The organism is Pseudomonas sp. GW821-FHT11D10 (assembly GCF_058808435.1).
In genome coordinates this window covers 121718-146576 of sequence record NZ_JBXARR010000006.1, presented here as the reverse complement: position 1 = coordinate 146576, position 24859 = coordinate 121718, and the positions used below count along the sequence as shown (strand labels likewise).

The following is a 24859-nucleotide window of genomic DNA, read 5'->3' as shown; positions in this document are numbered from 1 at the left end:
GGTAGGAAGCCATGGACACTGCTCAAGAACCGCTTGCCCCCACCAGCGCCAGCTGGCGTTTCAAGGTCGGCGTGGCAATCATCTGCCTGATGCTCGGTTCGTGGCTGATGGTGCCGATTGCCGCCGCCCTCGATGTGCCGGGCTCGAAAGTCGCGGCGCTGACCGGGGTGTTGTTCATCAGCAATAAAGTGCTGTTGCTGCTGGTAATCGCGGTGATGGGCAAGGCCGGGTTCGCCGAGCTCAAGCGCACGATCGGCCACTATATTTCCGGCGTGATTCCGACCCCGGTGGCCGAAGTCAGCCCGATGCGCCACAAGATCGGCGTGGTGATGTTCTGCCTGCCGCTGCTGTCGTCCTTCCTGGAACCGTATTTCGACAACTTCTTCCCGGGCGTGCGGCCCAACCTCTGGCAGATGCAGGCGCTGGGCGACCTGATGTTCGTCGGCAGCTTTTTCGTGCTGGGCGGCAATTTCTGGGACAAGGTGCATGCGCTGTTCGTGCGCAAGGCGCGGGTGGTGGTGGAATAAAAAAAACAGGGGGCCATGCCCCCTGCTTTTTTGAGGGGAGCGGCTATTTCAGGTGGGCGGCGAAGCCTTCGCTGCCCGGCGCAATATCGTCCTTCAAGGTCAGCGCCGGAATCTTGTAATCCCCGGCATTCTGCCGCCGAAATCCGATCGGCCGCGTACTCCACAACTCATCCAGCCGCGCGCCCAGTTCTTCGCACGTCTGGGCAAACCGCACCTCATCCATCTTCCCGGTGCGATACACCACGAACGGCGGCAGCACCTCGAAGCCCGGGTAATACAGAATCCCGTGATGAATCGGGAACAGCAGATCATCGATCGGGCCGTTGATTCCGCGCGGGCTGTAGTGCGATTCCCAGCCGCCGGCGGTCACCATCAGCATCGCCCGTTTGCCTTTCAAGGTGCCTTCGCCGTAGCGGTCGCCCCAACGAGAATCGGAGTGTTCGCCGACACCGTAGGCAAATCCGTAGGCGTACACGCGCTCGACCCAGCCCTTGAGGATCGCCGGCATGGAAAACCACCACAGCGGGAACTGCAGGATCAGGGTGTCGGCCCACAGCAGTTTGGCCTGCTCGGCGATGATGTCGGCGGCTTGCCGGCCTTGCTCGAAGGCGAGTTTCGAATCGAGGGACGCGTCGAACGGGCGAGTGCTGTCGCGACCCGGGCTGTCATCGGCGTCGAGGCTGGCTTTCCAGTTCATGGCGTAGAGATCGGAAACCTGCAAGGTGTGGCCGGCGGCTTCCAGGCGCTGGACGGTGAAGTCCTTGAGCGCGCCGTTGAGCGATTGCGGTTCGGGGTGGGCGTAGACCAGTAGCACATTCATGGTGAGACTCCGTTGCTGAGTGACAGCAGGATCGGCGCCCGGCAGGTATATTGGAAATGAATGTCTGATATGTCTGGTATAGCCATGAATAATTTGAGACGGCTGGATATCAACCTGCTGCTGACCCTCGATGTGCTGCTGTCCGAGCACAACGTCACCCGCGCCGCGCAACGGCTGCACCTGTCGCAGCCCTCGGTGAGCGTGCATCTGGCCCGGTTACGGGAGATTTTTGGCGATCCACTGTTGCTGCCGGGCCCCCGTGGCATGCGCCCGACGGCGCGGGCCGATGAATTGCGCGAACCGTTGCGCGAGGCGCTGGAAGCGTTGGAGCGGGCGGTGGCGCCGGCCAGTCCGTTCGATCCGGCGCAGGCGACCCATACCTGGAAAGTCGCAGCCTCGGATTACGGCGAGTCGACCATTCTGCTGCCGGCCCTCGGCGGGCTGCGCACCCAGGCGCCGGGCACGCGGCTGGCGGTGCTCGATCTGTCGCCCCGGCAATTGGTCAAGCAGGCGGAGCAGGGTGTGATCGATCTGGCGCTGCACACCAGCGAGGACGCGCCGCTGGAACTGCACCGGCGTGCACTATTCACCGAACGCTATGTGCTGGCCGGTCGCGCCGGGCACCCGAAACTGCAACGCAAGCCAACCCGCGCGCAATTCTGCGAGCTGGAGCATGTGCTGGTGTCGCCGGAGGGCGGAGGTTTTTTCGGGGTGACGGACAAGGCGCTGGCGGAGGTGGGGCTTACGCGAAAAGTGGTGCTGTCGGTGCCGCACTTTCTGTTGCTGATGTCGGTGCTGGCCAGCACCGATCTGGTGGCGATGCTGCCGTCACGGCTGGCGCGCGGCAATGCCGCGCTGCAAGTGGTCGAGCCGCCGCTGGAAGTGCCGGGCTACGAAATGGCCATGCTCTGGGCCGAGCGTTCGCACCGCGACCCGGCGCACAAATGGTTTCGCGAGCATCTGGCGGCGTCGGTCTGATCAGGCATGCCCGAGCGCGATGGCAAACGACACGACGACCATGCAGGCGAAAGCGAAATTGAGGTTCATGGGGTGTTCATCCTGGTCCTTTTGAAAGTGGGGCCATTCTGCCGGGGGCGGGTCAAAAGAAAAAATTCGGCTTCGTGATTCCAATGATCGAAGCCATTGATACCGGCATTGTGTTTGCAGGTTTGCTTGGCTAAGCTCGCGCAAACCTGCAATTAAAAGCACAAACAGGCAAAACCATGCACGACCATTCCGCTTCCGAGCTTCCTTCCTTGCGCCGGCAGAAAATCCTGCTGATCCTTGAACGTGACGGCAAGGTCATGGCGTCCGAGTTGAGCCAGCATTTTGCGGTGTCGGAAGACACCATCCGCCGCGATCTGGCCGAGCTGGACAGCGCCGGACTGGTGCAGCGGGTGCACGGCGGCGCGCTGCCGAGGCCCAAGGACACCGGCAAGGATTACTTCACCCGGCTGGACGAGATCGACGAGGTGAAGATTCGTCTGGCGCAGTTGGCGGCGCAGCAGATTCGGAATGGGCAAACGGTGATGTTCGACTCCGGTTCCACTTCGTTGCAGGTGGCGCGCTCGTTGCCCAGGGACATCAGCCTAACGGCGGTCACGGCCTCACCGATGACGGCGATCGCGTTGTCCGAATATCCGGGCATCAAGGTGATTCTGGCGGGCGGGCAGTTGAACCCGAAAACCATGTCGGCTGGCGGTCATGAGGCGTTGCGGCTGCTGTCGGGGATCAAGGCGGATCTGGCGATCACCGGGGTCTGCGCGATTCATCCGGAGGTGGGCATCACCTCGCTGCATTTCGATGAGGTGCCGGTCAAGCAGGCGCTGCTCGACTGTGCGGCGCGGGTGATTGCCGTGACCACGGCGGACAAGCTCGGGGCGGTGGAGCCGTTTGTGGTGGCGCCGTGCGAGCGCTTGCACACGCTGATCACCGAACGGCATGTGGCGTCGGGGAGTGTCGAGGATTATCGGCGGTTGGGGATTGAGGTGGAGCAGTTGCCTGACTGAGGTTTTGCGGCAAAAAAAGGGCCCCATCACTGGAGATGGGGCCTGTTCGATCAGCGCAGTTTTTCGAGCATCTGGTAGTACCACATGCCCGCCGCCAGCATTGGATTCCCCAGCAGATCGCCCATCGGCACGCGAATGTGCGAGCACGCGGCGAACGTGTCGAACTGCTGCATCTGCCCGGTGATCGCCCGACTCATGATTTCACCCATGATGTGGGTCGTGGCGATGCCGTGGCCCGAGTAGCCCTGGCAATACCAGACGTTGTCCGAGAGCTTGCCCAGTTGCGGGATGCGGTTGATGACGATGCCCATCGCGCAGCTCCACTGGTAATCGATCTTCACCCCTTTGAGCGCCGGGAAAGTCTGTTCGATGCATGGCCGCAGTTCGCCGGCGATGTCCCGTGAGTCCTTGCCGCTGTAGTTGGCGCCGCCGCCGAACAGCAGGCGGCCGTCGGCGGTGAGGCGGTAGTAGTCGAGGACGAAGCGGCAGTCGTAAACGGCCAGGTCTTCAGGGTTGATCTGCTTGGCTAGATCCCCCAGCGGTTCGGTGGTGACGATGCCGCCCATGGCCGGGAAGATCTTGCCCTTGAGCTGGCCCGGTTCGAGCTTGTGGTAGACGTCGCCGGCCAGCAGCACCTGATTGGCGTCGATCCGGCCGTGAGCGGTGCGCACGCCGGGGCTGTCGCCATGAATGATCTCCAGCACTTCGCTGTTTTCGAAGATCAGCGCGCCGAGACTTTCCGCCGCCCGCGCCTCGCCGATGCACAGGTTGAGCGGGTGCAGGTGCATGTTGCGGGTGTTCTTGATTGCGCCGTGATAGAGCTCGCTTTGCAGCAGATCGCGCACCTGGCTGCGGTCGAGCAGGCTGACTTCATCACCCATGCCGCGACGCACGGCTTCGTCGTAATCGCTGCGCAAACCGGCCATGTGGCTCGGCTTGTACGCGGCGTGCAAGTGGCCGTGCTTGAGGTCGCAATCGATGGCGTATTTCTCGACCCGCTGCTTGATGATTTCGTGGCCGCGCCAGCGCAGGTGCCAGATGAAATCGTCGACCTCATCGCCCAAGGTGTTGCGCATCTGTTTGCGCATCGCACCGTCGCCGGACAGGCTGCCGGTGACCTGCCCACCATTGCGCCCGGTGGCGCCCCAGCCGATCTTGTGGCTTTCGACGATGGCGACTTTCAGGCCTTTTTCGGCCAACTCGACGGCTGTGGCGACGCCGGTGAAACCGCCGCCGATGATCACCACATCGACCTTGTGCCGGCCTTGCAGGGTCGGGTAGTCGGTGTCGCGGTTGAGGGTCGCGGTGTAGTAGGAATTGCTGCGTTCAGTCATGTCGGTATCCAGGGCAAAAAGAGGAAAAAAGGATCAGGCTTCGGTCAGATACCAGCGCCAGTCCTGCTCACCCACTTCGGCCATGAACTGCCGGTATTCCGCACGTTTCACCGCCAGATACACGCCGAGGAATTCCTGCCCCAGCGCGTCCCGTGCCCACACCGAATTTTCCAGTGCTGTGAGCGAAGTCAGCCAGTCGGTCGGCAGCAATTCTTTCGCCTGCGCGTAACCGTTGCCTTCCACCGGTTCACCCGGATCGATGTCTTCTATTATCCCGCGATGAATGCCCGCCAGGATCGCCGCCGCTGCCAGATACGGGTTGGCATCGGCGCCGCAGATGCGGTGTTCGATATGCCGGGTGTTGGCCGGGCCGCCGGGCACGCGCAGGCTGACAGTACGGTTGTCGACGCCCCAGGTCGGCGCCAGTGGCGCATAGCTGTTGGCCTGGAAGCGGCGGTAGGAGTTGGCGTTCGGGCAGAACAACAGCAGCGAATCGAGCAACGAGGCGAGCATCCCGCCAATCGCCGTGCGCAGCAGCGGGGTGCCGGCCGGGTCTTCGGAGGCAAACAGATTGCGTCCCTCGGCATCGGCGAGGCTGACGTGCATGTGCATGCCGGTGCCGGCCAGGTGATCGAACGGCTTGGCCATGAACGTCGCCTGCATCCCGTGCTTGTGCGCCACGGCTTTGACCAGCCGTTTGTAGCGCACAGCCTGGTCCATCGCCTCCAGTGCATCGCCGTGTTCGAGGGTGATTTCCACCTGGCCCGGCGCGTATTCCGAGATCGCCGTGCGTGCCGGAATGCCGTGCAGTTTGCAGGCGCTATAAAGATCGGCGAGGAACGGTTCGATCTGTTCCAGCTCGCGCAAACCGTAGACCTGCGTGTGTCTCGGTCGACCACCGTCGGCATCCAGAGCCGGTTGCGGGCGACCGTTGTGATCGCGTTTGGCGTCGAGCAGATAGAACTCCAGCTCGCAGGCCATTACCGGGTGGTAACCCTCGGCTTTCAAGCGGTCGATGACCTTGATCAACAGGTGACGCGGGTCGGCAATGCTCGCCGGCATGCCTTGTTCCGGGTGCATGCTGACCTGCACCGCAGCGGTCGGAATCTGCCGCCACGGCAGGCGCACCAGACTGCCTTCCAGCGGATAGGCGCGGCAGTCGATGTCGCCGACGTCCCAGACCAGACCGGAGTTTTCCACGTCTTCGCCATGCACGGTCAGGCCGAGAATCGTGCTTGGCAGCGGGCGACCGCTTTCGTACACGGCGAGCAGTTCTTCGCGGTGCAACAGCTTGCCGCGCGGCACGCCGTTGGCGTCGAGGATGAACAGCTCGATCATGTCGATGTCGGGGTTCTGCTCGAGAAAGCGACGGGCGTCTTCAATGGCTGCGAATTTCATAATCAATCACTCACGATGGCGCCGCACAGGCGCGCAGATTCGGGCCGGACGCAGCTCGGCAAAAGGCGCGGGCGTCCTGGCAGGGATATCGAAAAAAAGGGGGAGCTGTCGCGGTTTTTAACGGCGCGATCAGACGGGCAGGCAGATATCCGGCGGGCGTGCGGAGTGACGCAGCTTGGAGCGGCTCAGGGCCATGGGGAGATTGACGATGCGATTCATGCGCGGCCCCTGTGAAGGAGGGCGCACAGTGCAGAGACGTTCAACGATTCTGATTGTTGTAGTGACGTGCTCATGACGCGTGTTTCCGTTGGCGGAAAACGTCGGCGGCGGGAGAGTCCCGCCATGCCGGTGTGGCTGGATAGTAAGGGGGAATCCCCGGATAAGTAAACGCCTGATTCCGCGAGCGGTGGCATGCCCCCCGGTTCAGCGCAGCAGGTAAAACCCCAGCCCGACGAGGGCGCAAACGATCAACACCTCGATCACACCGCGCTTGAAAAAGAACAGGGCGAGGGCGGCCACGAGGGCCAGTACGATCGAGAAAACATCGGGCTGACCGGCAAAACCGACGGGCCAGAACACGTGATAAGCAAAGAAACACGCCAGATTGAGGATCACCCCGACCACCGCTGCGGTGATCGCGGTCAGTGGCGCAGTGAATTTCAGTTCGTTGTGCGTCGACTCCACCAACGGCCCGCCGGCGAGGATGAACAGGAACGAGGGCAGGAAGGTGAACCAGGTCACCAGCGTCGCGGCCAGCGCGCCGGCGGCGAACGCGTGTTCCGGGCCGAATGTCGGTTGCACGTAAGCGCCGACAAACCCGACAAACGCCACCACCATGATCAACGGCCCCGGCGTGGTTTCGCCCAGCGCCAGGCCGTCGATCATCTGCGTCGGCGTCAGCCAGCCGTAATGCCCGACCGCACCTTGATACACGTAGGGCAGGACAGCGTAAGCGCCGCCGAAGGTGAGCAGCGCCGCTTTGGTGAAGAACCAGCCCATCTGCGTGAAGGTGCCGTCCCAACCGAACAATATTGTCAGCAACGCCATCGGCAGGCACCACAGCAACGCGCCGATCAGCACCAGACGCAGCAGCCTCGGCAGGCTGAACCGTGCATGTTCGGGTGGCGGGGTGTCGTCATCGATCAGGGCCGGGCCGAAGGACTTTTCGCTGCCACGATGACCGCCGTTGCTGAACCGCTGCGGTGCCCAACGTCCACCGAAATAGCCGATCAATGCCGCGCCGAGGACGATCAGCGGGAACGGCACGTTGAAAGCAAAGATCGCCACGAACGCGGCCCCGGCAATTGCCCACAGCCAGTTGTTCTTCAAGGCTCGCGAACCGATGCGATGGGCCGCGTGCAACACGATTGCGGTCACCGCCGGTTTGATCCCGTAAAACACACCGGCCACCGCTGGCAGGTCGCCAAGCGCAATATAAATCCAGGAAAGAGCGATCAGGATCAGCAGCGACGGCAACACAAACAGCGCCCCGGCCAGCACGCCGCCACGGGTGCGGTGCAGCAGCCAGCCGATGTAGGTCGCCAGTTGCTGGGCCTCGGGACCGGGCAGCAACATGCAGTAGTTGAGCGCATGCAGGAAACGCCGCTCGGAGATCCAGCGCCGGCGCTCCACCAGTTCCTGATGCATGATCGCGATCTGCCCTGCGGGGCCGCCGAAGCCGATGCAGCCGAGTTTCAGCCAGAAGGGCCAGGCCTGGCGCAGGGTGATGGGTTGAGGGCGGGGCAAGTCCTTTGGCGTTTCGCTCAAGTGCGGCTCCACGTTCGAATCGGCGGGAGTCGCTATCTAATCAGGCTTTTGTTGCATTCGACAGTACCCGGTCAGGCATGCGCCAGACTCCAGCGAAACGCCGCATTCTGATCACTCTCCCGCGCCTCGACCCAATGCGAACCCTCCTGCGTAGTCTCACGCTTCCAGAACGGCGCCCGCGTCTTCAGCACATCCATGATGAACGCACAGGCCTCGAACGCTGCATGCCGATGCTTGCTGCTGACGCCAACAAACACGATCGGCTCGGTCACCGACAGCGCGCCGACCCGATGCACAATCTCCACCGCCAATAGCGGCCACCGCTCGCGAGCCTGCTCGGCAATCTGCTCCAAAGCCTTCTCGGTCATGCCCGGATAGTGCTCCAGAAACAGCTCGGTCACCGACTGCCCGACGTTCAGATCCCGCACATAGCCAATGAAATTCACCACCGCGCCGACCCGTGGATTGCGCGCATGCAGGTCGGCAATCAACTGACCGGCATCGAAGCCTTTACGCTGGACTCGAACACCCATGCCTCAACCCCCCGTAACTGGCGGGAAAAACGCAATCTCGTCGAAATCCTCGATCGCCTGATCCGGCTGACACAGCTCCTGATTCACCGCGCACATCAGGTTGCCGGCGCCGAGCACTTCACGCCAGACATCGCCGCGCTGCATCAGCATCTGCCGCACGTCCTCGACACAAGCGAGGGTGCCGCTGGCCGGAATCTTTTCACCGCCCAGGTTGAGCCGGTCACGGTAGCTGGCGAAGTAGTTGATCAGAATCATTGCGGGTTCTCCCATTGAAAGTGGCCGGAGCGGCCGCCCTGTTTGCTCAGCAGGCGGATGTCGCCGATGACCATCGCCCGGTCCACCGCTTTGCACATGTCGTAGATGGTCAGCGCGGCGACGCTGGCGGCGGTCAGGGCTTCGAGTTCGACGCCGGTCTGGCCGGTGAGGCGGCAGGTGCTGGTGATCTGCACGCGGTCCGGTTCGCAGGCCTTGAGCTCGACGTGGATCGAACTGAGCAGCAGCGCGTGACACAGCGGAATCAACTCGTGGGTACGCTTGGCGGCCTGAATCCCGGCGATCCGCGCGACGGCGAACACATCGCCCTTGGGGTGGCCGTTGGACTGGATCATTTGCAGGGTTTCCGGGCGCATCTGCACCCAGGCCTGCGCAGTGGCTTCGCGGCGGGTCGCGGCTTTGTCGCTGACGTCGACCATGTTGGCTCGGCCCTGATCGTCGAGGTGGGTGAGGGTGTTGCTCATGCGGTGGGCTCCTGGATCGGACTGTAGATTCGGGGGGCATTGCGGTGCGGGACGTGGATCAGGTTCAAGCGGTGTTTGAGCGCCCAGCGCACGGTCAACGCGGTGGGGGCGGACAGGCTGACGAGGGTGCCGAGGCGGGCGCGCACGGCTTTGTGGATCAGTTCGAGGCTGCAACGGCTGGTGACCACGACGAAGCCCTGACGCGCATCGAGGCCTTCGAATTGCAGGGCGCCGATCAGTTTGTCGAGGGCGTTGTGGCGGCCGATGTCTTCGCGGCACAGCAACGCTTCGCCGTCGGCATCGAAGTACAACGCCGCGTGCAGGGCGCCGCTGCTGCGGGCCAGTTGCTGGGCCTGTTCGATGCGCTGGCGGATGCCCTCGAAATGCGCGGCCGGTGGCAGCAGCGTCGGGTTCAGAATCTCCAGTTGCGGCAGCGCCTGCTCAAGGGCTTCCACGCCGCAGAGGCCGCAACCGCTGGTGCCCGCCATCTGCCGTCGGTGATCTTTCAGAGCCCAGAACGCACGGCTGGAAATCTGCACGTCGGCCTGGCAGGCCTGGTCGAAATGGGTCAGGCGAATGTCGTGGATATCGTCGAGTCGGTCGACGATGGCGTTGCTGAGGCTGAAGCCGCGAATGAAGTCCTCGATGTTGCCTGGCGAGACCATCATCACGGCCTGATTCAGGCCGTTGTAGCTGATGGCCAAAGCGATTTCGGCCGCCAGCGCCGCGTGGGACACCGGCGCATCGTCGAGGTATTCGCGGTAGGCCACTTGCGCCGGTTGTGGCGCGGGGGCGTTGGCGTCGCCCGGTTCGATGAGTTGTTCAACTTGGCACAGCATCTTGAAAAGTCCCCGAAGCGCTGAAGTGGGTTCAGGCTACGGGGCAGGGAAAAGTGCGTCCAATCGCTTGTTCCGATGCAGTGATTGGATTGGTCGATGACCGCAGGCGAACCTGAAGACGCTGCACCGAAGTGCAACGTTTCAGGCAACGTGGGGAGGGTTAAACGGCAGGCGCCTCGATCCCGAACATCTTGCGCGCCTCGGCAAAACACTTCTCGGCAATCGCCGAACGCGGTTCGGTCTTGCGCATCACCAGCCCCAGCGGCGCAAGTACGCTGGCATCCGGCAGGTTGATAAAGGCCAGATGTTCGATTGGTTCTTCCAGACCGCTGTCCAGCGGCATGATCGAGCAGCAGAAGCCTTGGTGAATCGCCTGCAGCAATTGATAGGTCGAATCGCTTTCCATGATCGGCTGCGGATTCAGTCCGCGGCTGCGGAAACTCAGGTCGATGGACTTTCGGTAGTGCATGCCGGTGGTGATCATCCCCAGCGGCAGTTCGGCGGCGTCTTCCCAGCTCATTTCCGGGCCTTCGAAATGAAAGTGGCGGGTGTCGTAGAGCAGGCCGACGCGGGTCTCGCCGATCTCGAAGAACTCGAAATAGTTCGGGTTGACGTGGTCCAGATAACACACGCCCAGGTCCAGCTGATTGTTGCCCAGGCCTTCGATGATTTCGTCCGAACTCAGCGACGACAGGCTGTATTTCAGTTCCGGATAAGTCCCGGACAAACCCTGAATGTAATTCACCGGATTGAAGTTGCTCAGCGGCACCAGCCCCAGGCGCAGGCTACCGACCAGTTGCCCCCGGCAGGCCGCGGCTTCGGCAAACAACCCGTCGTGGGCCGCCAGCAGGGTGCGGGCCCAGGCCAGTACGCGCTCGCCGGCCTGGGTGAACCCTTCGAAGCGCTGGCCGCGATTGACCAGCACCAGATCCAGCTCGTCTTCCAGATTGCGCAGGCGCATCGACAGGGTCGGCTGGGTGATGTGGCAGCGCGCGGCGGCCTGGCCGAAGTGGCGGGTTTCGTCCAGCGCGATCAGGAACTTGAGTTGTTTGATGTCCACGACGGCACCTGCTCGATAAGGAATTTTGATTGAGTATTGACGCAGATGCGTACGGCGCACGTAAAGCGCAGGGAGCGACGATCCCATTGAGGGCTTTTTTCGTCCAATCGGCAGTGTTTAAGAGCTTATCGAGGGTTTCGATGACGCCCGGTTTCATTGGGCCGGACAGCGGTCGAGGGACTGAAAAAATTCACCGATAGAGCAGGTCGATAGTGTGGTTGGCCAGAGTGATTAGACAGCCCTCACAAGCGGCACTTAGGCTCGTCACCCATTGAATTGACGACGGCCGGAGAGTGCCATGAGTGTTAAATCGGATGCCTTGTTCGTTCCCCTGAATATTGCCGTGCTGACGGTCAGCGATACCCGCGATTACGCCAGCGACACCTCCGGCCAGTTGCTGGTCAGCCGTCTGCTGGAAGCCGGCCACACCTTGAGCGAACGCAACCTGCTCAAGGATGATCTGTACAAGATCCGCGCCCAGGTCGCGCAGTGGATCGCCGACGACAACATTCAAGTGGTGCTGATCACCGGCGGCACCGGTTTCACCGGGCGCGACAGCACCCCGGAAGCCGTGGCCTGCCTGCTGGACAAGCAGATCGACGGCTTTGGCGAGCTGTTCCGCGCCATCTCGATTCTCGACATCGGCACCTCGACCGTGCAAAGCCGCGCGCTGGCCGGCCTGTCCAACGGCACACTGGTGTGCTGCCTGCCGGGTTCCACCGGCGCCTGCCGCACCGCGTGGGAAGGCATCCTCGCCGAACAACTGGATAACCGCCATCGCCCGTGCAACTTCGTCCCGCACCTCAAACCGGTGCAAGCCTGCGGGCCGCGCGGATGAGCAAGCCGGGTTTGATGCCGGTCGAGGACGCCCTCGACCAACTGTTGGCGATGGCCGATGAGCAACGTCTGCCGGACAGTGAATCGATGCCGCTCAATGAAGCGCGTGGACGCGTGCTGGCCAGCGATCTGGTCGCCACCCTCGACCTGCCGCCGTGGCCGAACAGCGCCATGGACGGTTACGCCCTGAACCTCGCTGACCTGCATCGCCAGCCATTGAGCGTTTCACAACGGGTCTACGCCGGGCTGGCGCCGGATGCGTTGCTGCCCGGCACCTGTGCACGAATCTTCACCGGCGCGCCGTTGCCCACCGGCGCCAATTGCGTGGAGATGCAGGAAAACGTCGAGGTGCTCGAAGACGGCCGCGTCCGTTTCCTGCAACCGCTGAAAGTCGGCCAGAACATCCGCGCCCAGGGCCAGGAAAATCGCGTCGGCGACACCTTGCTGCGCGCCGGCAAACGCCTCGGCCCGTTCGAACTGGCCGTCGCCGCAGGGCAGGGGATGACCCATTTGCCGGTGGTGCGTCGCCCGCGCGTGGCGTTGCTGTCGACTGGTGATGAACTGGTGGAACCAGGGCAACCGCTGCGCCCCGGCAGCATCTACAACAGCAATCGCACCTTGCTCGACCACTGGTTACGCGAATTGGGTTGCGAAGTGATCGACGCCGGGATCCTTCCCGATCGTCCGGCGCAGACCCGGCTCAAACTCGAGCAACTGCAGGTCGCGGCCGACTTGATTCTGACTACGGGAGGCGTGTCTGCCGGTGATGCCGATTGCCTCGGTCAGGTGCTGCGTGACAATGGCAAACCGCTGCTGTGGAAACTCGCGATCAAACCCGGCAAACCGCTGACGGTCGGCCATTTCGGCACGGTGCCGGTGATCGGTCTGCCGGGCAATCCGACCTCGGCACTGGTGACCTTCGGCCTGCTGGCGCGCCCGTACCTGCTGCGGATTCAAGGCGTGGAAGAGGTGATGCCGCTGAGCTTCATGGTCAACGCCGGCTTCGACTGGCCGAAACCCGGCAGCCGTCGCGAATACCTGCGCGTGCGTCTGGAGGGCGGGCAGGCGGCGCTGTATCCGAATCAGAGTTCCGGGGTTCTGCTCGGCGCGACCTGGGCCGACGGGCTGGTGGAAATCCCCGAGAACAGCACCTTGCAGATTGGCGATCCGCTGCGTTTCATCCCGTTCAGCGAGCTGTTCTGAGCACGATCAAAAGGTGTAGACCACTTGCCCGGCGAGTGAGGTCTGCAAGCGGCGCTCGACAATCGGGCTGTCGGCCGCTTCGTGGCTCAGGTACTGCACCGCCAGAACGGTCGACACGCTCCATTGTTCATCCAGCGGCAACGACCAGGTCAGATCCGCACCGCGACTGACCAACCCGGCCCGGGCCTTGTACGCGTGGAACTGGCTGCGCGTGGCCTGGGCGTCGCTGACGCCGTACCAGGTGCGCATGTAGTTGCTGTCGCCGAACTGGCTGTTGAGGCCGCCGGTAACCTTGCCGTAACGCCCTTCGTAGAACGGCGCGCTGATGCTCAGCTTGAGGCGATTCCACGACGATCCGGTGTCGTGGTCATCGTCGTCCTTTTCCAGCGCATGTTCGAAGCTCGCGCCGAGGATTATCGGGCCCATGTGATAGGTGCCGTCGAGCCCGATCACCGGACGCGACTTGATCGAACCCATGCCGTTGAGCTCGTCCGAGCCTTTGAATCCGGTCTTGCGATCCTTGCGCACGTCGCTGGCGCCGACGTATACGCTGAGGCCGAAATCCTCTTCGTCGAAGCCCCAGCCAAGGCCTCGACTGCTGTCGAGAAACACGCCGTAAGGGCTGACGATTTCGACCCCCACCAACGGCGCTACCACCCGCTCATCACTGCCGCTGTAACGCGGCGCACTGGCCGCACCGGCGCGCAGGGTCGCGTGCCAGTCTTCGGCGCGCAGCGAATCGCCCGGCAGCAGCAGGCAAAGGGAGGTCAGGGACAGCGAAAATGTGCGTAACGAAACCGGCATGGGGCACCCGAGGGGGAGGTTGGATGCGCCCATGCTAGTGAGGTGGCGGCCGGCAATCTTTGGCAGCTTTGTCGGGAAACTGTCAAAGACTGTGAAGCCGCCGTTGGCGCGGAATCAGAAGTCCCATTTGGTGGTGAGCATCAGGTTGCGCGGCTCGCCGTAGAACGTGGTGTCGAAGTTGCCAAGGCCCGTCAGGTACTTCTTGTCGAACACGTTGTTGGCGTTGACGGTGAAGCTCAGGTGCTCGTTGTACTGATAGCGGGTCATCAGGTCGACCAGGGTGTAGCCGCCCTGTTTGATGCGCGTGTAGTCACCGGCCGGAGCGCTGTAGATCTTGCCGTAGAATGCGCTCTGCCAGCTGATGCCGCCACCGACGGTGACCTTGTCGAGCATGCCCGGCAGGCGATAGGTGGTGAAGGTGCGCACCACGTGTTCCGGTTTGGTGGTGGATAGCGGGTAGCCGTAGATCCGCTGTTCGTCGGCATCGCGGGTGCGGGCGTAGGTGTAGCCGGCGGAGACGTTCCAGCCGTCGGCCAGTTCGCCGGCCAGTTCCATCTCCACGCCTTTGGTGGTGGCGCCGTCGATGGCTTTGTAGATGCCTTCGTTGGTGACGGCGTTGGTGCCGATCGACTCGGCGACACCGTCCTGTTCGATACGGAAAAACGCCAGGCTGGCGTTCAGGCGACCGTCGAAGTACGCGGCTTTCAGACCGGCTTCATAGCTGTCGCCTTCCACCGGGGCCAGGGTCGAGCCGTTGATGTCCTTGTAGGTCTGCGGCTGGTAGATGCGGGTGTAGCTGGTGTACACGGAGTAGGTGTCGTCGAGGTCATAGACCAGCCCCGCGTACGGCGTGACCACGCCGTGTTCCTTGTAGCTGGCATGCGTGTCGCTCAGGCCGGCACCGGCGTTGTAGCGGTAGTCTTCGTTGTATTTAAAGGTGCTCAGGCGGCTGCCGAGGATCACCGACAAATCGTCGGTCGGGTGCAGGCGGGTGGCCAGGTAAACGCCGTTCTGGCTCTGGGTGCGTTCGTATTTGCCGTTCTTCGGGAAGTCCTGTTTCGGCAGGTCGCCGTTCCAGTCGTAGATGCTGCCCGGTACTTGTGAGAAGGCACTGGTGTCGTAGGTCGAACCGGTCTGGCGCGAGTGCGAGGTCATCACGCCGGCGATCAGCTCATGCTCGCGGCCGCCGAGGGTGAACGGGCCGGAGACATTGACGTCAGCGGTGTTCTGCACCCGATGACCTTCCCAGCGGCCCCAGTACAGGAACATGCCTTCGCCGGTGGTGCGATCCGGGTTGCCGCCACTGGCAGACGCCAGTCGAGTGTCGTGGTCGGTGGTTTTCTGGTCGAGGCTGACCTTGAATTTCCAGTCGTTGGCCAGCGCCTGCTCCAGCGAGGCGAAGTAGGTGATGTTGTCGAAATCGCGACGGCTCCAGTCGGCGCCGTTGTTGAAGTGGCGCGGGAAATCGGTGCGGCCGCCGTCGGCGAAGTACACCGGGTTGCCGGTCCACGAGGTGCCGCGTGGGGTGGTGCTGGACTTGTCGATGCCGAAGGTCAGCAGGGTGTCGTCGGTCAGGTCGGCTTCGAGGATGCCGTAGAACAGATCCTTCTTCTGGCTGTAGTGATCGAGGTAGGAATTCTTGTCCGAATACGCGCCGACAAAACGCCCGCGCACATTGCCCGAATCGGTCAGCGAACCGGAAATATCGCCGACGGTGCGATAGGCATCCCACGAACCGACGGTGCCACTGATCGAGGCCTTGAACTCTTTGGTCGGCTTCTTGCGGATCAAATTGACCGTGGCCGACGGATCGCCCGAACCGGTCATCAGGCCGGTGGCGCCCTTGATCACTTCCACACGGTCGATGCTGGAGGCGTCGTCGCCGTTGTTCGGGTTCTCGCCGTAGACGCCGTCGTAGGGCAGGTTGACGCCGTCGTACTGGAAGTTGGTGATGGCAAAACCGCGAGCGGAAAACTCGGTGCGGTCGCTGTCGTATTTCTGGGTCGAAATGCCCGGTGTGTTGCGCAGCGCATCGCCGACGCTCTGTACGCCACGGTCGTCCATTTGCTGGCGGGTGATCACCGTCACCGATTGCGGGGTTTCGCGCAGCGACAGCGGTAGGCCGGTGGCCGAGGACGTCGCGCCGGTGGTGTAAGACTGCGTGCCTTCGGTGGTGGCACCCAGCCCCTGGGCGGAAATATTGGTCGCGCCCAGTTGCAGGGTTTCTTTTTTGGCCGGGACTTCAGCGGCGTTGGCGGTGGCGGCAAAACTCACAACGGCCAGCGCCAGCGGGCGCAAGGCAAAACGGAAACGGACGTGCGACATGGAGATCCCTTTGCATCGAATCGATCGGTGTTGAAGTGCTTCTGGTGGGTTAACCGAACGAGCGATGCAAAAGGGAACCCGGGTGTGGAATTATTCGCAGTCTGGCCTACAAGAAGAGGATCAACCCCGATGCGCCGACTACCTTCCCTGGCCGCCCTGCGAACCTTCGAATGCGCCGCCCGTCACGCGCACTTCGGCCGGGCCGCCGCCGAGCTGTGCGTCACCGACAGCGCCGTCAGCCATCAGATCCGCCAGCTCGAAGAGCAACTGGGCGTGCCGCTGTTCATCCGCGAGGGCCGGCAGATTCGCCCGACCATCGCCGCCGGGCGCTTGATGCAGAGCCTGCAACAGGCCTTCGAACTGATCGGCGATGCCTGCGACGAGTTGCGTGATCCGTCTTCGCTCGCGGTGTTGCGGCTGGCGGTGACGGCGGAGCTGGCGCAGAAGTGGCTGATGAACCGTCTCACCGATTTCTACGCGCGTTATCCGCACATCACCTTGCACCTCTACGAACAACCGATCGACGCCACCGCGCCCGGCGAAGACATCGATCTGGCGATCACCTACGGCACCGGCCCGGTGGACAGCAGTGCGTATTTCGTTCGCCCGTTGCCGGCGTTGCAGTTTTTCCCGGTGTGCAGCCCCGGCCTGTTCAACCAGGGCAACCTGAAAACCCCCAAGGATCTGGCCCGGCACTGTCTGCTGCACGACGATCAGGACGGCAAGACCTGGACCGCGTGGCTCACCAGCCATGCCGGCGACCTGCGCCCGGAACGCCAGTTGTATTTCGCCCACGCCGGTCTGGCGCTGGAAGCGGCGGCACAAGGGCAGGGCGTTGCCATGGGCGACAACCTCACCGCGCAGGAAGATTTGCAGAACGGGCGTCTGGTGCGGCCGTTCACCTCCAGCATGACCGCGCTGGGCCAATACGCACTGGTCTGTGAGCGGGTGCGGCTGGAGCGCCCGGCGGTGACGCAGATGCTGGAATGGTTCAACGATCAGCTGGCGGATTGATGAGTTGAATTCAACTGTTCCGAAATAATCATCGTTGGCGGCGCGACCGCCCGCGACCGTAGCCTGAGGTCATTCCCATCCCGATGACGAGGTTTGACCATGGCACGTTTGCTCGACACCACCCCGAAACAGGACGGCTTTCGTCTGCCCGGCGAATTCGAAGCCAAGTCCGGCTGCTGGCTCGGCTGGCCGGAGCGCACCGACGTCTGGCGCAACGGCGCCAAGCCTGCGCAGAAAGTCTGGGTGCAGATCGTCACCGCGATCTCCCACAGCGAACCGGTGACGGTCTGCGCTTCGGCCTCCCAGTTCGCCACCGCCCGCCGTCAGTTGCCGCCGCAAGTGCGGGTGGTGGAGATGACCTGCAACGACACCTGGTTCCGCGACAGCGGCCCGTGCTTTGTGGTCAACGACCAGAGCGGTGAAGTGCGTGGCGTCGATTTTGAGTTCAACGCCTACGGCGGCCTCGATGGCGGGCTCTACTACCCGTGGGACAAGGACGATCAGATCGCCAGCAAGATCCTCGAAATCGAGCGTTTCGACCGCTATCGCGCGCCATTGATTGCCGAACTCGGCGGCATCCAGAGTGACGGCCAAGGCAGCATCCTCACCACCGAACAATGCCTGCTCAACCGCAATCGCAACCAGCACCTGGGCAAGGACGAAGTCACCCGCCGGCTGACCGATTACCTCGGTGCCGAGCAAGTGATCTGGCTGCCACGCGGTTGCAAGTTCGACGAAACCGACGGCCATGTCGACGACCTCGCGTGCTTCGTGCGCCCCGGCGAAGTGGTGCTGCAATGGACCGACAACCGCGACGATCCGCAGTGGGAAATCTATCAAGAGGCCTACGACATCCTGCGCAGCACCCGCGACAGCCGTGGCCGCGAACTGATCGTGCACAAACTGCCGCAACCGGACGTGCTGGAGTGGACCGCCGAAGAAGCCGAAGGCCTCGATCAGCAGGACAGCACTCACACCCGCCAGGCCGGCACCAAAATCTGTGCCTCGTACATCAACTACTACGCCGGCAACAGCTCGATCGTGGTGCCGCTGTTCGGTGATCGCAACGATCAGGTGGCGCTGGCGACCCTCGCCGAACTGTTCCCGCAGCACAAGATCGTCGGCATCGAAAACTCCCGGGAAATCCTGCTCGGTGGCGGCAACGTCGCGTGCATCACCATGCCGCAATACGCCGGCCAGAAAAAAGGAGCCTGACCATGGGCCTGCACAAACTGAGTAAAGCGTTATTGCTGGTGCTTGCACCCCTGTGTGTGCAGGCTGCCGAAACGGCGAAACCGGTGGTCAACCTGTACATCTGGGGCGAGTATCTGGCCCCGGATACCCTGAAGAATTTCGAGGCGAAAACCGGGATCCGGGTGGTCGCCGATCACTTCGATTCGCTGGAAACCGTCGAGACCAAACTGCTCACCGGCCGCAGCGGCTACGACCTGGTGCTGACCGCCGGCCAGCACCTGTCGCGGGCCATCGAGAGCGGCGCGATCCAGACGTTGAACAAGCAGCAGCTCCCGCATTTTGCCGGGGTTGGTGACGAGTTCCGTCAGCATATGGCGGTGTTCGATCCGGGCAACCGCTACGCCGGGATCTACGCCTGGGGTACCACCGGCGTCGGCTATCAGGAGGAGGCCGTGAAGCAGCGCCTGCCGGACGCGCCACGGGACAGTTGGGCGATGCTGTTCGATCCGGCGGTGGTGTCGAAATTCGCCGATTGCGGGGTGAGCCTGCTCAACGATCCGAACGAAGTGTTCGCGGCGGTCATGAAGTACATGGGTCTGGACATCAACCGCCAGAGCCTCGACGACCTGAAACTCGCCGAGCAGCAGCTGGCGAAGATCCGCCCGTACATCCGCTACTTCGACAATGACCTGAACATCAGCGACCTGGCCAACGGCAACACCTGTGTGGCGATGTCGTGGAACGGCAACGTTGCCATCGCGGTCGGTCAGGCTGAAGCGGCGAAAAAGCCGTTCAAGTTGAACTACCGGATCCCGAAGGAGGGCACGCTGATCTGGTTCGATGCCATGGTCATTCCCAAGGATGCACCGCATCCCGAGGCCGGGCTGGCATTGATGGATTATTTGATGACGCCTGAAGTGATTGCACCGATCACTGACACCATTCACTACGCCAACGCGATTACGGCGGCGGACGGGTTGATTGATCCGGCGATTCGTAATGATCCGGGGACCTATCCACCGCAGGCGGTGAGGGCTTCGCTGTACAGCAAGAACGACAATGGCAAGGCGTTCAACCGGGCGTTGATTCGGGCATTCAGCCGGTTGAAGTCAGGGTTGTGAGCGGGCGCCGGGAATCATCTTGAAGCGGTTTGTGCGTGGGCGTGTGGGGGCGAGTCTGGTAGTTTTTTCGCCATGAATCTGCACCGGCAATGACGCCGGATGCCATCTCGGCTCCTGATTGTTCAGGATCCGGGACGGCCACTTTTCAAGGAAGAAAAACATGCCAATCAAACCACCGGTCAAGGGCACAGGCCCGGGCGATGTTCATTTGAAACCTTCCACCGACGGCTCTGTGTCGGGGCCGGTGATTCGACCGGATGTTCACATCACTCTGCCAGAGCCGCACGCATTTCCCGGTGGCGTGCGGACGCCCCATCACAGCGGCGCAGAGGTCCTCAGCCCTCCGTCATCGATCACCTTGCGCGACGCACTGCCGGTGCTGGAGGTCGCGCCCACCGTCGGGCAACCGCCGCTGGAGGCGTATCACGTCCCGGCGGCGAGCCGGCTGACCGACATCGACGCCGACGGCTTCAGATCGTTCAAGGGGCGTCAGTTCGCCGAATTGCCCAATCAGGGCATCGTTCAGGTCGGCGCCGACCCGCAAACCGGTTTGTACCGGGCCAGACTGGCCAGCGAACTCAATCCTTCCGGCCCGGTGCTGGAGCGCGACAGCGACGGCAAGCTTTGGCACCCGCTGGAAGAATTTGCCACCGACCGTTTTCGCACCCCCGACCCGCGTAGCGAAGCCGCCTCGACACTGGAGGCCATGCCGCATCCGGAGGGCGACGAAGGACGGGCTCGTGCGGACGACGCCGACGACGAATTCGAGCTTGCCTCCGAATCAATGCCGGTCAAGCCCTACACCGACCAGGAACTGGCGACCATGCGCGAAGAAGTGCGCTATTCCTTCCGGGGCAATCGCCTGGGCACCTACGACCGTGCCAACAACGGCAAATACCCGCTGCGCGACACCCTGGGCAGACCCGTGCGGATCCGCAAGCTGGAGACATTGGTCACCCTGACCACCGGGGAGCGATTCCGCTCGGAGCCGATCAAGCCCTACATCAAGTTCGAAGGCTATGAGGACGTCGCCAGGCTTTACGAAGAAAAACTCGAATTGCGCACCTTTACCGAGGCCGACATGAGGGTGCCGGGCGAGAAAGCGCTGATCGGACAGCTCATGGTGGTCGCCAACAAGCGAATAGCCAAAGGCGAGGCTCTGGGCCTCTACGGCGGGACGCTGAGCCCGGTGCGTCTGGTGCGGCGCGAAGAGCAGACGTTCACCATGCTCGCCGGGGCCTACCTGCATTACGGCCCGGGAAAACTGATTGAAGAGCCGGTGGTGGTCATCGGCGACAACATCATTTCGCGGATCAACTCGAACTTCGAATACGACGCCACCGGCAAACCGATCCATCAATCACCGGACGGCTATAACGTGCAGATCATCGGGTTCAAAGTCGAAGCGGACATGCTGATCGGCGACCGGCTGGTCAACCGGCCCTATATGTTGAACGCGTTGTTTGCCTCGGAGGATATTGCGGCGGGAACCGAGTTGCGCTGGAACTACAACTATTCGGACAGAGAGATGAAGATGATCTTCCCGTAAGGGGCCAAAGCCCTCTCCCGAAGGGTGAGGGCTACAGCGAGGGGCTTTTCGGCACCCGCCACAAATACCAGGCCGCCACCGTCCGAAACGGCTTCCAGTCCAACCCGATCTCAATCATCTGCTTGCGCGCAGGCTGCACCTCCAGCCCCTTCAACCGCCGATACCCCTCGCGCACCCCAAAGTCATCGGCCGGCAGAATATCCGGTCGCTCCAGACTGTAGATCAGCAACATTTCGACCGTCCAACGCCCGACCCCGCGCAGGCTGACCAGCCGCTCAATCAGCGCCTCATCCTCCATCGCCAGCGCGGTGGCGTAATCCGGCACCACACCGTCCAGAGTCGCCTGGGCAATCCCCTGAATCGTCGCAATCTTGCCCGCCGAAAACCCGCAACCGCGCAATTGATCGAAGTCCGTCGCCAGAACCTGCTCCGGACGCGGAAACGACTGCCCGGGAAACAACCCCACCAACCGCCCGACAATCGCATCGCCCGCCTTGGCATGCAGTTGCTGATAGGCAATCGCCCGCACCAGCGACTCATAAGGATCGCGCGCCGGGTGCGGCTGATGCAGGCAAGGACCGACCGCAGCAATGTGGCGCTGCCAGTCGGCGTCGAGGCTGGCCAGAAATTCGCTGGCCGGTTGGTAGGGATCAGGCATGGCTTACTTCAGCAGACCGTTGACTTCGCCATAGGTGAAGGCCTTGAGGTCATGGGTATCGAGCTTGCCGCTGGCGAGAAAGCTTTTCACCAGCGAACCCATGGCGCCGTACATGAATTCGGCGATCCCGGAACCGGCGCTCAAGCGGCGCACGCCGAGGGCTATCAGTTCTTCGGGGGAGGGCAGGCAAGCAAAACCAAGGACGTTGACCGGCAACGTCGTGCCCTTGCAGATCGCTTCGATTTCGTAGGCCGACGTCACCCCGGCAGCGAACAATCCATCCGCCCCGGCTGCCTGATACAGCGCGGCACGACGCAGGGTTTCGGCGACACGATCCTCGGCCGGCACCAGACCTTTGAGGTAAACGTCGGTTCGGGCGTTGATGAACAGCTTCACATTGCGCTTGTCGGCCAGTTGTCGCGCGACTTCGATCTTGCGCACCAGCAGTTCCGGCGCGCCGCTGCCGTCTTCGATATTGATCCCGACCGCACCCGCTGCGATCACGGCATCGATCACTTCAGCAACCCGGTCGAGGTCATCGGAATAACCGGCCTCGATGTCCACGCTCAACGGCACCTCGATGACTCGGGCAATCGATTCCACGGTGCTGATCAAACGCTCCAGCGGCAGGGTGTTGCCATCCGGATAACCGTGGGCCCAGGCGACAGCGGCGCTGCTGGTGGCGACGGCTTTGCCACCCAGTTGCTCGACCAGTCGCGCACCGGTGGCGTCGGCGACGTTGGTCAGGATCAGCAGGCCATCGTGGTGCAACTGGTGAAACTGAGTGTCGAGCGCGTTCATCGAGATCCCTTCTTGTCGGTTGTTCAGAAAGCCAGTGGTTGCGTCAGCTGCACGGCGGCGTTTTCCAGCCGGAGCAAGAACGCCTTGCGCGGTTGCCCACCACCATAGCCGGTCAATGAGCCGTCCGCACCGATCACCCGATGGCACGGCACCACGATCGACAGCCGATTGTGCCCGTTGGCCAGCCCCACCGCGCGACTGGCGCCGGGTTTGCCCAGCCGCGCGGCGATGGCGCCGTAAGTGCTGGTGTGGCCGTAGGGGATTTGCCGCAGTTCGCTCCAGACCTGCCGGGCAAACTCGCTGCCGGGCAGGTGCAGCGGCACGCTGAATTCGCTCAGCTTGCCGGCGAAGTACAGCGCCAGTTCGTTTTCGATCTGCTGCAAATGCGCGTTGTGCCCCGGTGCGACCACGTAGCCGTAGCGGTTCTGCAGTTCTTCAACTTCGCGGGTCAGCGCCGGACGGTCGAGAAATTCCAGCAATACCAGTCCGCGTCGCTCGGCCATGGCGATCATCGGCCCCAGCGGCGTGGTCAAGCGGGTGAACAGCAGCGGCTCGCTGGCTGCCGCGCGTCCCGGCGTGATGTGGAACGACTTCTGGAACGCATCGCGAAAACCGCTGAGGGATTCATAACCGGAATCGAACGCCGCGTGGTCGATGGACGTGCCTTGCTTGATCCCGCCCAACGCCATCCCGAGCCGGCGGGTGCGCAGCCAGGCATGGAAGGTCATGCCGAAATGCTGCTTGAACCAGCGCCGCAATTTCAGCGGTTCGATGCCCTCGGCGAGCAACTGCGCATCGCTCCAGCGCAACTCGGGATCGGCGTCGACGGCTTTGAGCAGCCGCTGCACCCAGTCCGGGGCGATGGCCGCAGCGTCCAGCGGTTTGCAGCGCAAACAGGCGCGGTAGCCGGCGGACAGACAGTCGTCAGCGTGGGCGAAGAACTCGACGTTTTCCGGTTTCGGCTTGCGCGCCGTGCAGGTAGGGCGGCAAAAGATCCCGGTGGTTTTCACGGCCGTGAAGAACACGCCTTCATAGGCAGTGTCGCTTGCGAGCATGGCGCGAACCATTTCGGCGTGGGGCGGCAGGACAGCGGTCTGTATGTTCATGGGCCGAGGATAAAACCAGTTATTCGATGGCTCCACCGAAAAATCGACAGTGAATTTTCGGGCCGCTGCACTACAGTGATCGGGTCGCTACAACTCGGGAAATGAAGGTATGCCACCGTTCACGATTCAACACATCGATCACATCGTGCTGCGCGTTGCCGATCTGCAACGCAGCATTGATTTCTACGACCGGGTCTTCGGTGCCGAAGTGGTCAAGCGCAACGAAAAGTTCGGTCTGGTGCACCTGCGCGCCGGCACGTCGATGATCGATCTGGTCGACCTTGAAGGCGAAATCGGCCGCAAGGGCGGCGCGGCTGCCGGCAGCGAGCGGCGCAACGTCGATCACTTCTGCCTGCGCATCGAGCCGTTCGATGAGGCGGCACTGGTCAGCCACCTGCAAGCCTGCGGCCTGACCGTCGAAAAAGCCGCCACCCGTTTTGGCGCCGAGGGCTACGGCCTGTCGCTGTACTGCTTCGACCCGGACGGCAATCAGGTCGAACTCAAAGGCCCGTCCGAAGCTTAGGCCCGTTTGGCCATCAGCAACACCGAAGCCGCCGCCGACAGCAGCCCCGCGCAGCAACGGTTGAAAATCCGCTTGCCGCGCGGCTCGGCGAACCAGCGGCGCATGTGCAGGCCCATGTAGGCGTAGGCGCTGATGGCGATCCACTCCAGCAGCAGGAACAGCACGCCCAGCAGCATGAACTGCGGGGTGATGGCGCGGGCCGGGTCGACGAATTGCGGCAGGAAGGCGGTGAAGATCAGTATTGCTTTGGGATTGCCCGCTGCCACCAGGAATTCCTGACGCGCCAGGGCCAAAAGCCCGTTTGCCGGCGCTGCAACGGCGTCTTCGGCGGCAGGATTGGCCCGCCACAGCTGCCACGCCAGATACAGCAGATACCCCGCGCCGACAATCTTGATCCCATAGAACAACAGCTCGGACGTTTGCAGCACCACCGCCAGCCCCGCCGCCGCGAGGGCGATCATCCCGGCGAACGCCAGCAAGCGTCCGATCCCGGCAACGCAGGCGCGACGATAGCCGTAACGGGTGGCGTTGCTGACCGACAGCAGGTTGTTCGGCCCCGGCGCCATGTTCAAGGCAAAGCAGGCGGGCAGAAACAGGGAGAGGGTGGCGAGATCCATGGCTCAGGGCTCCGGTGACGGGAGCGGAATTTTTATCATGCGGGTGTGCGGCCCTGAACCGTACAGTCACGCAGCAGTGTCGC

Annotated in this window: 25 protein-coding genes; 10 read left to right on the top strand and 15 right to left on the bottom strand. The window is 62.8% G+C overall.

Going from position 1 to position 24859, the window contains the following annotated elements; translation table 11 throughout:
* The first annotated feature begins 11 nt into the window (after nt 1–11).
* The gene (locus AC1RT4_RS19005; RefSeq protein ID WP_007957055.1) at nt 12–527 is read left to right on the top strand and encodes a transporter suffix domain-containing protein; all 516 of its coding nucleotides are present in this window, start codon (nt 12–14) and stop codon (nt 525–527) included.
* Nucleotides 528–570: 43 nt separating this feature from the next.
* Here the strand turns inward: AC1RT4_RS19005 and AC1RT4_RS19000 are convergent, their stop codons facing one another.
* A complete protein-coding gene (locus AC1RT4_RS19000) occupies nt 571–1347 on the bottom strand; it encodes an NAD(P)H-dependent oxidoreductase (protein WP_493087024.1) in 777 nt (258 codons plus the stop codon).
* Between the two features lie 84 nt (nt 1348–1431).
* Between AC1RT4_RS19000 and AC1RT4_RS18995 the strand changes: the two genes are divergently transcribed.
* Together AC1RT4_RS18995 and AC1RT4_RS18990 are read left to right on the top strand one after the other, a co-directional pair.
* Nucleotides 1432–2325, top strand: coding sequence for a LysR family transcriptional regulator (locus AC1RT4_RS18995; protein ID WP_493087022.1), 894 nt, complete (start codon nt 1432–1434; stop codon nt 2323–2325).
* A gap of 245 nt (nt 2326–2570) precedes the next feature.
* Nucleotides 2571–3356: a DeoR/GlpR family DNA-binding transcription regulator gene (locus AC1RT4_RS18990; protein WP_493087020.1), complete on the top strand. Its 786-nt coding sequence runs from the start codon at nt 2571–2573 to the stop codon at nt 3354–3356.
* Between the two features lie 50 nt (nt 3357–3406).
* Here AC1RT4_RS18990 and AC1RT4_RS18985 read toward each other — a convergent pair whose 3' ends face one another.
* The 8 genes from AC1RT4_RS18985 to AC1RT4_RS18950 all read right to left on the bottom strand — a co-directional run bounded on the left by AC1RT4_RS18985 (nt 3407) and on the right by AC1RT4_RS18950 (nt 11024).
* Nucleotides 3407–4690: an NAD(P)/FAD-dependent oxidoreductase gene (locus tag AC1RT4_RS18985; protein WP_493087018.1), complete on the bottom strand. Its 1284-nt coding sequence runs from the start codon at nt 4688–4690 to the stop codon at nt 3407–3409.
* Nucleotides 4691–4723: 33 nt separating this feature from the next.
* Nucleotides 4724–6088 (bottom strand): glutamine synthetase family protein, encoded by a 1365-nt coding sequence (locus AC1RT4_RS18980; RefSeq protein ID WP_493087016.1) that lies wholly within the window; start codon nt 6086–6088, stop codon nt 4724–4726.
* Nucleotides 6089–6511: 423 nt separating this feature from the next.
* Nucleotides 6512–7855: a chromate efflux transporter gene (chrA, locus tag AC1RT4_RS18975; RefSeq protein ID WP_493087014.1), complete on the bottom strand. Its 1344-nt coding sequence runs from the start codon at nt 7853–7855 to the stop codon at nt 6512–6514.
* Nucleotides 7856–7926: 71 nt separating this feature from the next.
* On the bottom strand, nt 7927–8388 hold the full coding sequence (moaE, locus tag AC1RT4_RS18970) for a molybdopterin synthase catalytic subunit MoaE (protein WP_493087012.1): 462 nt from the start codon (nt 8386–8388) through the stop codon (nt 7927–7929).
* Nucleotides 8389–8391: 3 nt separating this feature from the next.
* Nucleotides 8392–8643 carry a MoaD/ThiS family protein gene (locus tag AC1RT4_RS18965; RefSeq protein ID WP_493087010.1) on the bottom strand — a complete coding sequence of 84 codons (252 nt, stop codon included), beginning with the start codon at nt 8641–8643 and terminating at the stop codon, nt 8392–8394.
* On the bottom strand, nt 8640–9125 hold the full coding sequence (gene moaC / locus AC1RT4_RS18960; RefSeq protein ID WP_039770876.1) for a cyclic pyranopterin monophosphate synthase MoaC: 486 nt from the start codon (nt 9123–9125) through the stop codon (nt 8640–8642). The genes AC1RT4_RS18965 and moaC overlap by 4 nt, the downstream gene beginning before the upstream one ends.
* Nucleotides 9122–9964: a formate dehydrogenase accessory sulfurtransferase FdhD gene (fdhD, locus tag AC1RT4_RS18955; RefSeq protein ID WP_493087007.1), complete on the bottom strand. Its 843-nt coding sequence runs from the start codon at nt 9962–9964 to the stop codon at nt 9122–9124. Before fdhD ends, moaC begins: the two co-directional genes overlap by 4 nt.
* 160 nt (nt 9965–10124) lie before the next feature.
* Nucleotides 10125–11024, bottom strand: coding sequence for a LysR family transcriptional regulator (locus AC1RT4_RS18950; protein ID WP_007957027.1), 900 nt, complete (start codon nt 11022–11024; stop codon nt 10125–10127).
* A 298-nt stretch (nt 11025–11322) separates the two neighbouring features.
* On the opposite strand from AC1RT4_RS18950, the gene moaB reads away from it, so the two are divergent.
* Nucleotides 11323–11862, top strand: coding sequence for a molybdenum cofactor biosynthesis protein B (gene moaB / locus AC1RT4_RS18945; RefSeq protein ID WP_085608999.1), 540 nt, complete (start codon nt 11323–11325; stop codon nt 11860–11862).
* Complete coding sequence (locus AC1RT4_RS18940; RefSeq protein WP_493087002.1) at nt 11859–13064, top strand: molybdopterin molybdotransferase MoeA; 1206 nt, start codon at nt 11859–11861, stop codon at nt 13062–13064. Before moaB ends, AC1RT4_RS18940 begins: the two co-directional genes overlap by 4 nt.
* Nucleotides 13065–13070: 6 nt before the next feature.
* On the opposite strand, the gene AC1RT4_RS18935 is transcribed toward AC1RT4_RS18940, so the two are convergent.
* Both AC1RT4_RS18935 and AC1RT4_RS18930 read right to left on the bottom strand, forming a co-directional pair.
* Nucleotides 13071–13868: a MipA/OmpV family protein gene (locus tag AC1RT4_RS18935; RefSeq protein WP_493087000.1), complete on the bottom strand. Its 798-nt coding sequence runs from the start codon at nt 13866–13868 to the stop codon at nt 13071–13073.
* A gap of 114 nt (nt 13869–13982) precedes the next feature.
* A complete protein-coding gene (locus tag AC1RT4_RS18930; protein ID WP_493086998.1) occupies nt 13983–16193 on the bottom strand; it encodes a TonB-dependent siderophore receptor in 2211 nt (736 codons plus the stop codon).
* A 129-nt stretch (nt 16194–16322) separates the two neighbouring features.
* Here AC1RT4_RS18930 and AC1RT4_RS18925 point away from each other — a divergent pair, with 129 nt between their 5' ends.
* From AC1RT4_RS18925 to AC1RT4_RS18910, 4 genes are all read left to right on the top strand, one after another.
* Nucleotides 16323–17207, top strand: a complete 885-nt coding sequence (locus AC1RT4_RS18925; RefSeq protein ID WP_493086994.1) for a LysR substrate-binding domain-containing protein — start codon at nt 16323–16325, stop codon at nt 17205–17207.
* 99 nt (nt 17208–17306) lie between these two features.
* Nucleotides 17307–18422, top strand: coding sequence for an agmatine deiminase (aguA, locus tag AC1RT4_RS18920; protein ID WP_085708631.1), 1116 nt, complete (start codon nt 17307–17309; stop codon nt 18420–18422).
* Nucleotides 18423–18424: 2 nt separating this feature from the next.
* Entirely contained in the window at nt 18425–19522 is a 1098-nt protein-coding gene (locus tag AC1RT4_RS18915) for an extracellular solute-binding protein (protein WP_493086992.1), read from the top strand.
* Between the two features lie 160 nt (nt 19523–19682).
* Entirely contained in the window at nt 19683–21071 is a 1389-nt protein-coding gene (locus AC1RT4_RS18910; RefSeq protein WP_493086990.1) for a hypothetical protein, read from the top strand.
* Nucleotides 21072–21102: 31 nt separating this feature from the next.
* Here the strand turns inward: AC1RT4_RS18910 and AC1RT4_RS18905 are convergent, their stop codons facing one another.
* From AC1RT4_RS18905 to AC1RT4_RS18895, 3 genes are read right to left on the bottom strand one after another with little or no spacing between them, the layout of a single operon-like run.
* Entirely contained in the window at nt 21103–21729 is a 627-nt protein-coding gene (locus tag AC1RT4_RS18905) for a DNA-3-methyladenine glycosylase family protein (RefSeq protein WP_493086988.1), read from the bottom strand.
* Between the two features lie 3 nt (nt 21730–21732).
* On the bottom strand, nt 21733–22530 hold the full coding sequence (locus AC1RT4_RS18900; protein ID WP_493086986.1) for an isocitrate lyase/PEP mutase family protein: 798 nt from the start codon (nt 22528–22530) through the stop codon (nt 21733–21735).
* 23 nt (nt 22531–22553) lie between these two features.
* On the bottom strand, nt 22554–23636 hold the full coding sequence (locus tag AC1RT4_RS18895) for a bifunctional transcriptional activator/DNA repair enzyme AdaA (RefSeq protein ID WP_493086984.1): 1083 nt from the start codon (nt 23634–23636) through the stop codon (nt 22554–22556).
* A 109-nt stretch (nt 23637–23745) separates the two neighbouring features.
* On the opposite strand from AC1RT4_RS18895, the gene AC1RT4_RS18890 reads away from it, so the two are divergent.
* Entirely contained in the window at nt 23746–24159 is a 414-nt protein-coding gene (locus tag AC1RT4_RS18890; RefSeq protein ID WP_163974707.1) for a VOC family protein, read from the top strand.
* Here the strand turns inward: AC1RT4_RS18890 and AC1RT4_RS18885 are convergent.
* Nucleotides 24156–24776: a LysE family translocator gene (locus tag AC1RT4_RS18885; RefSeq protein WP_493086982.1), complete on the bottom strand. Its 621-nt coding sequence runs from the start codon at nt 24774–24776 to the stop codon at nt 24156–24158. The genes AC1RT4_RS18890 and AC1RT4_RS18885 overlap by 4 nt on opposite strands.
* Nucleotides 24777–24859 lie beyond the last annotated feature (83 nt).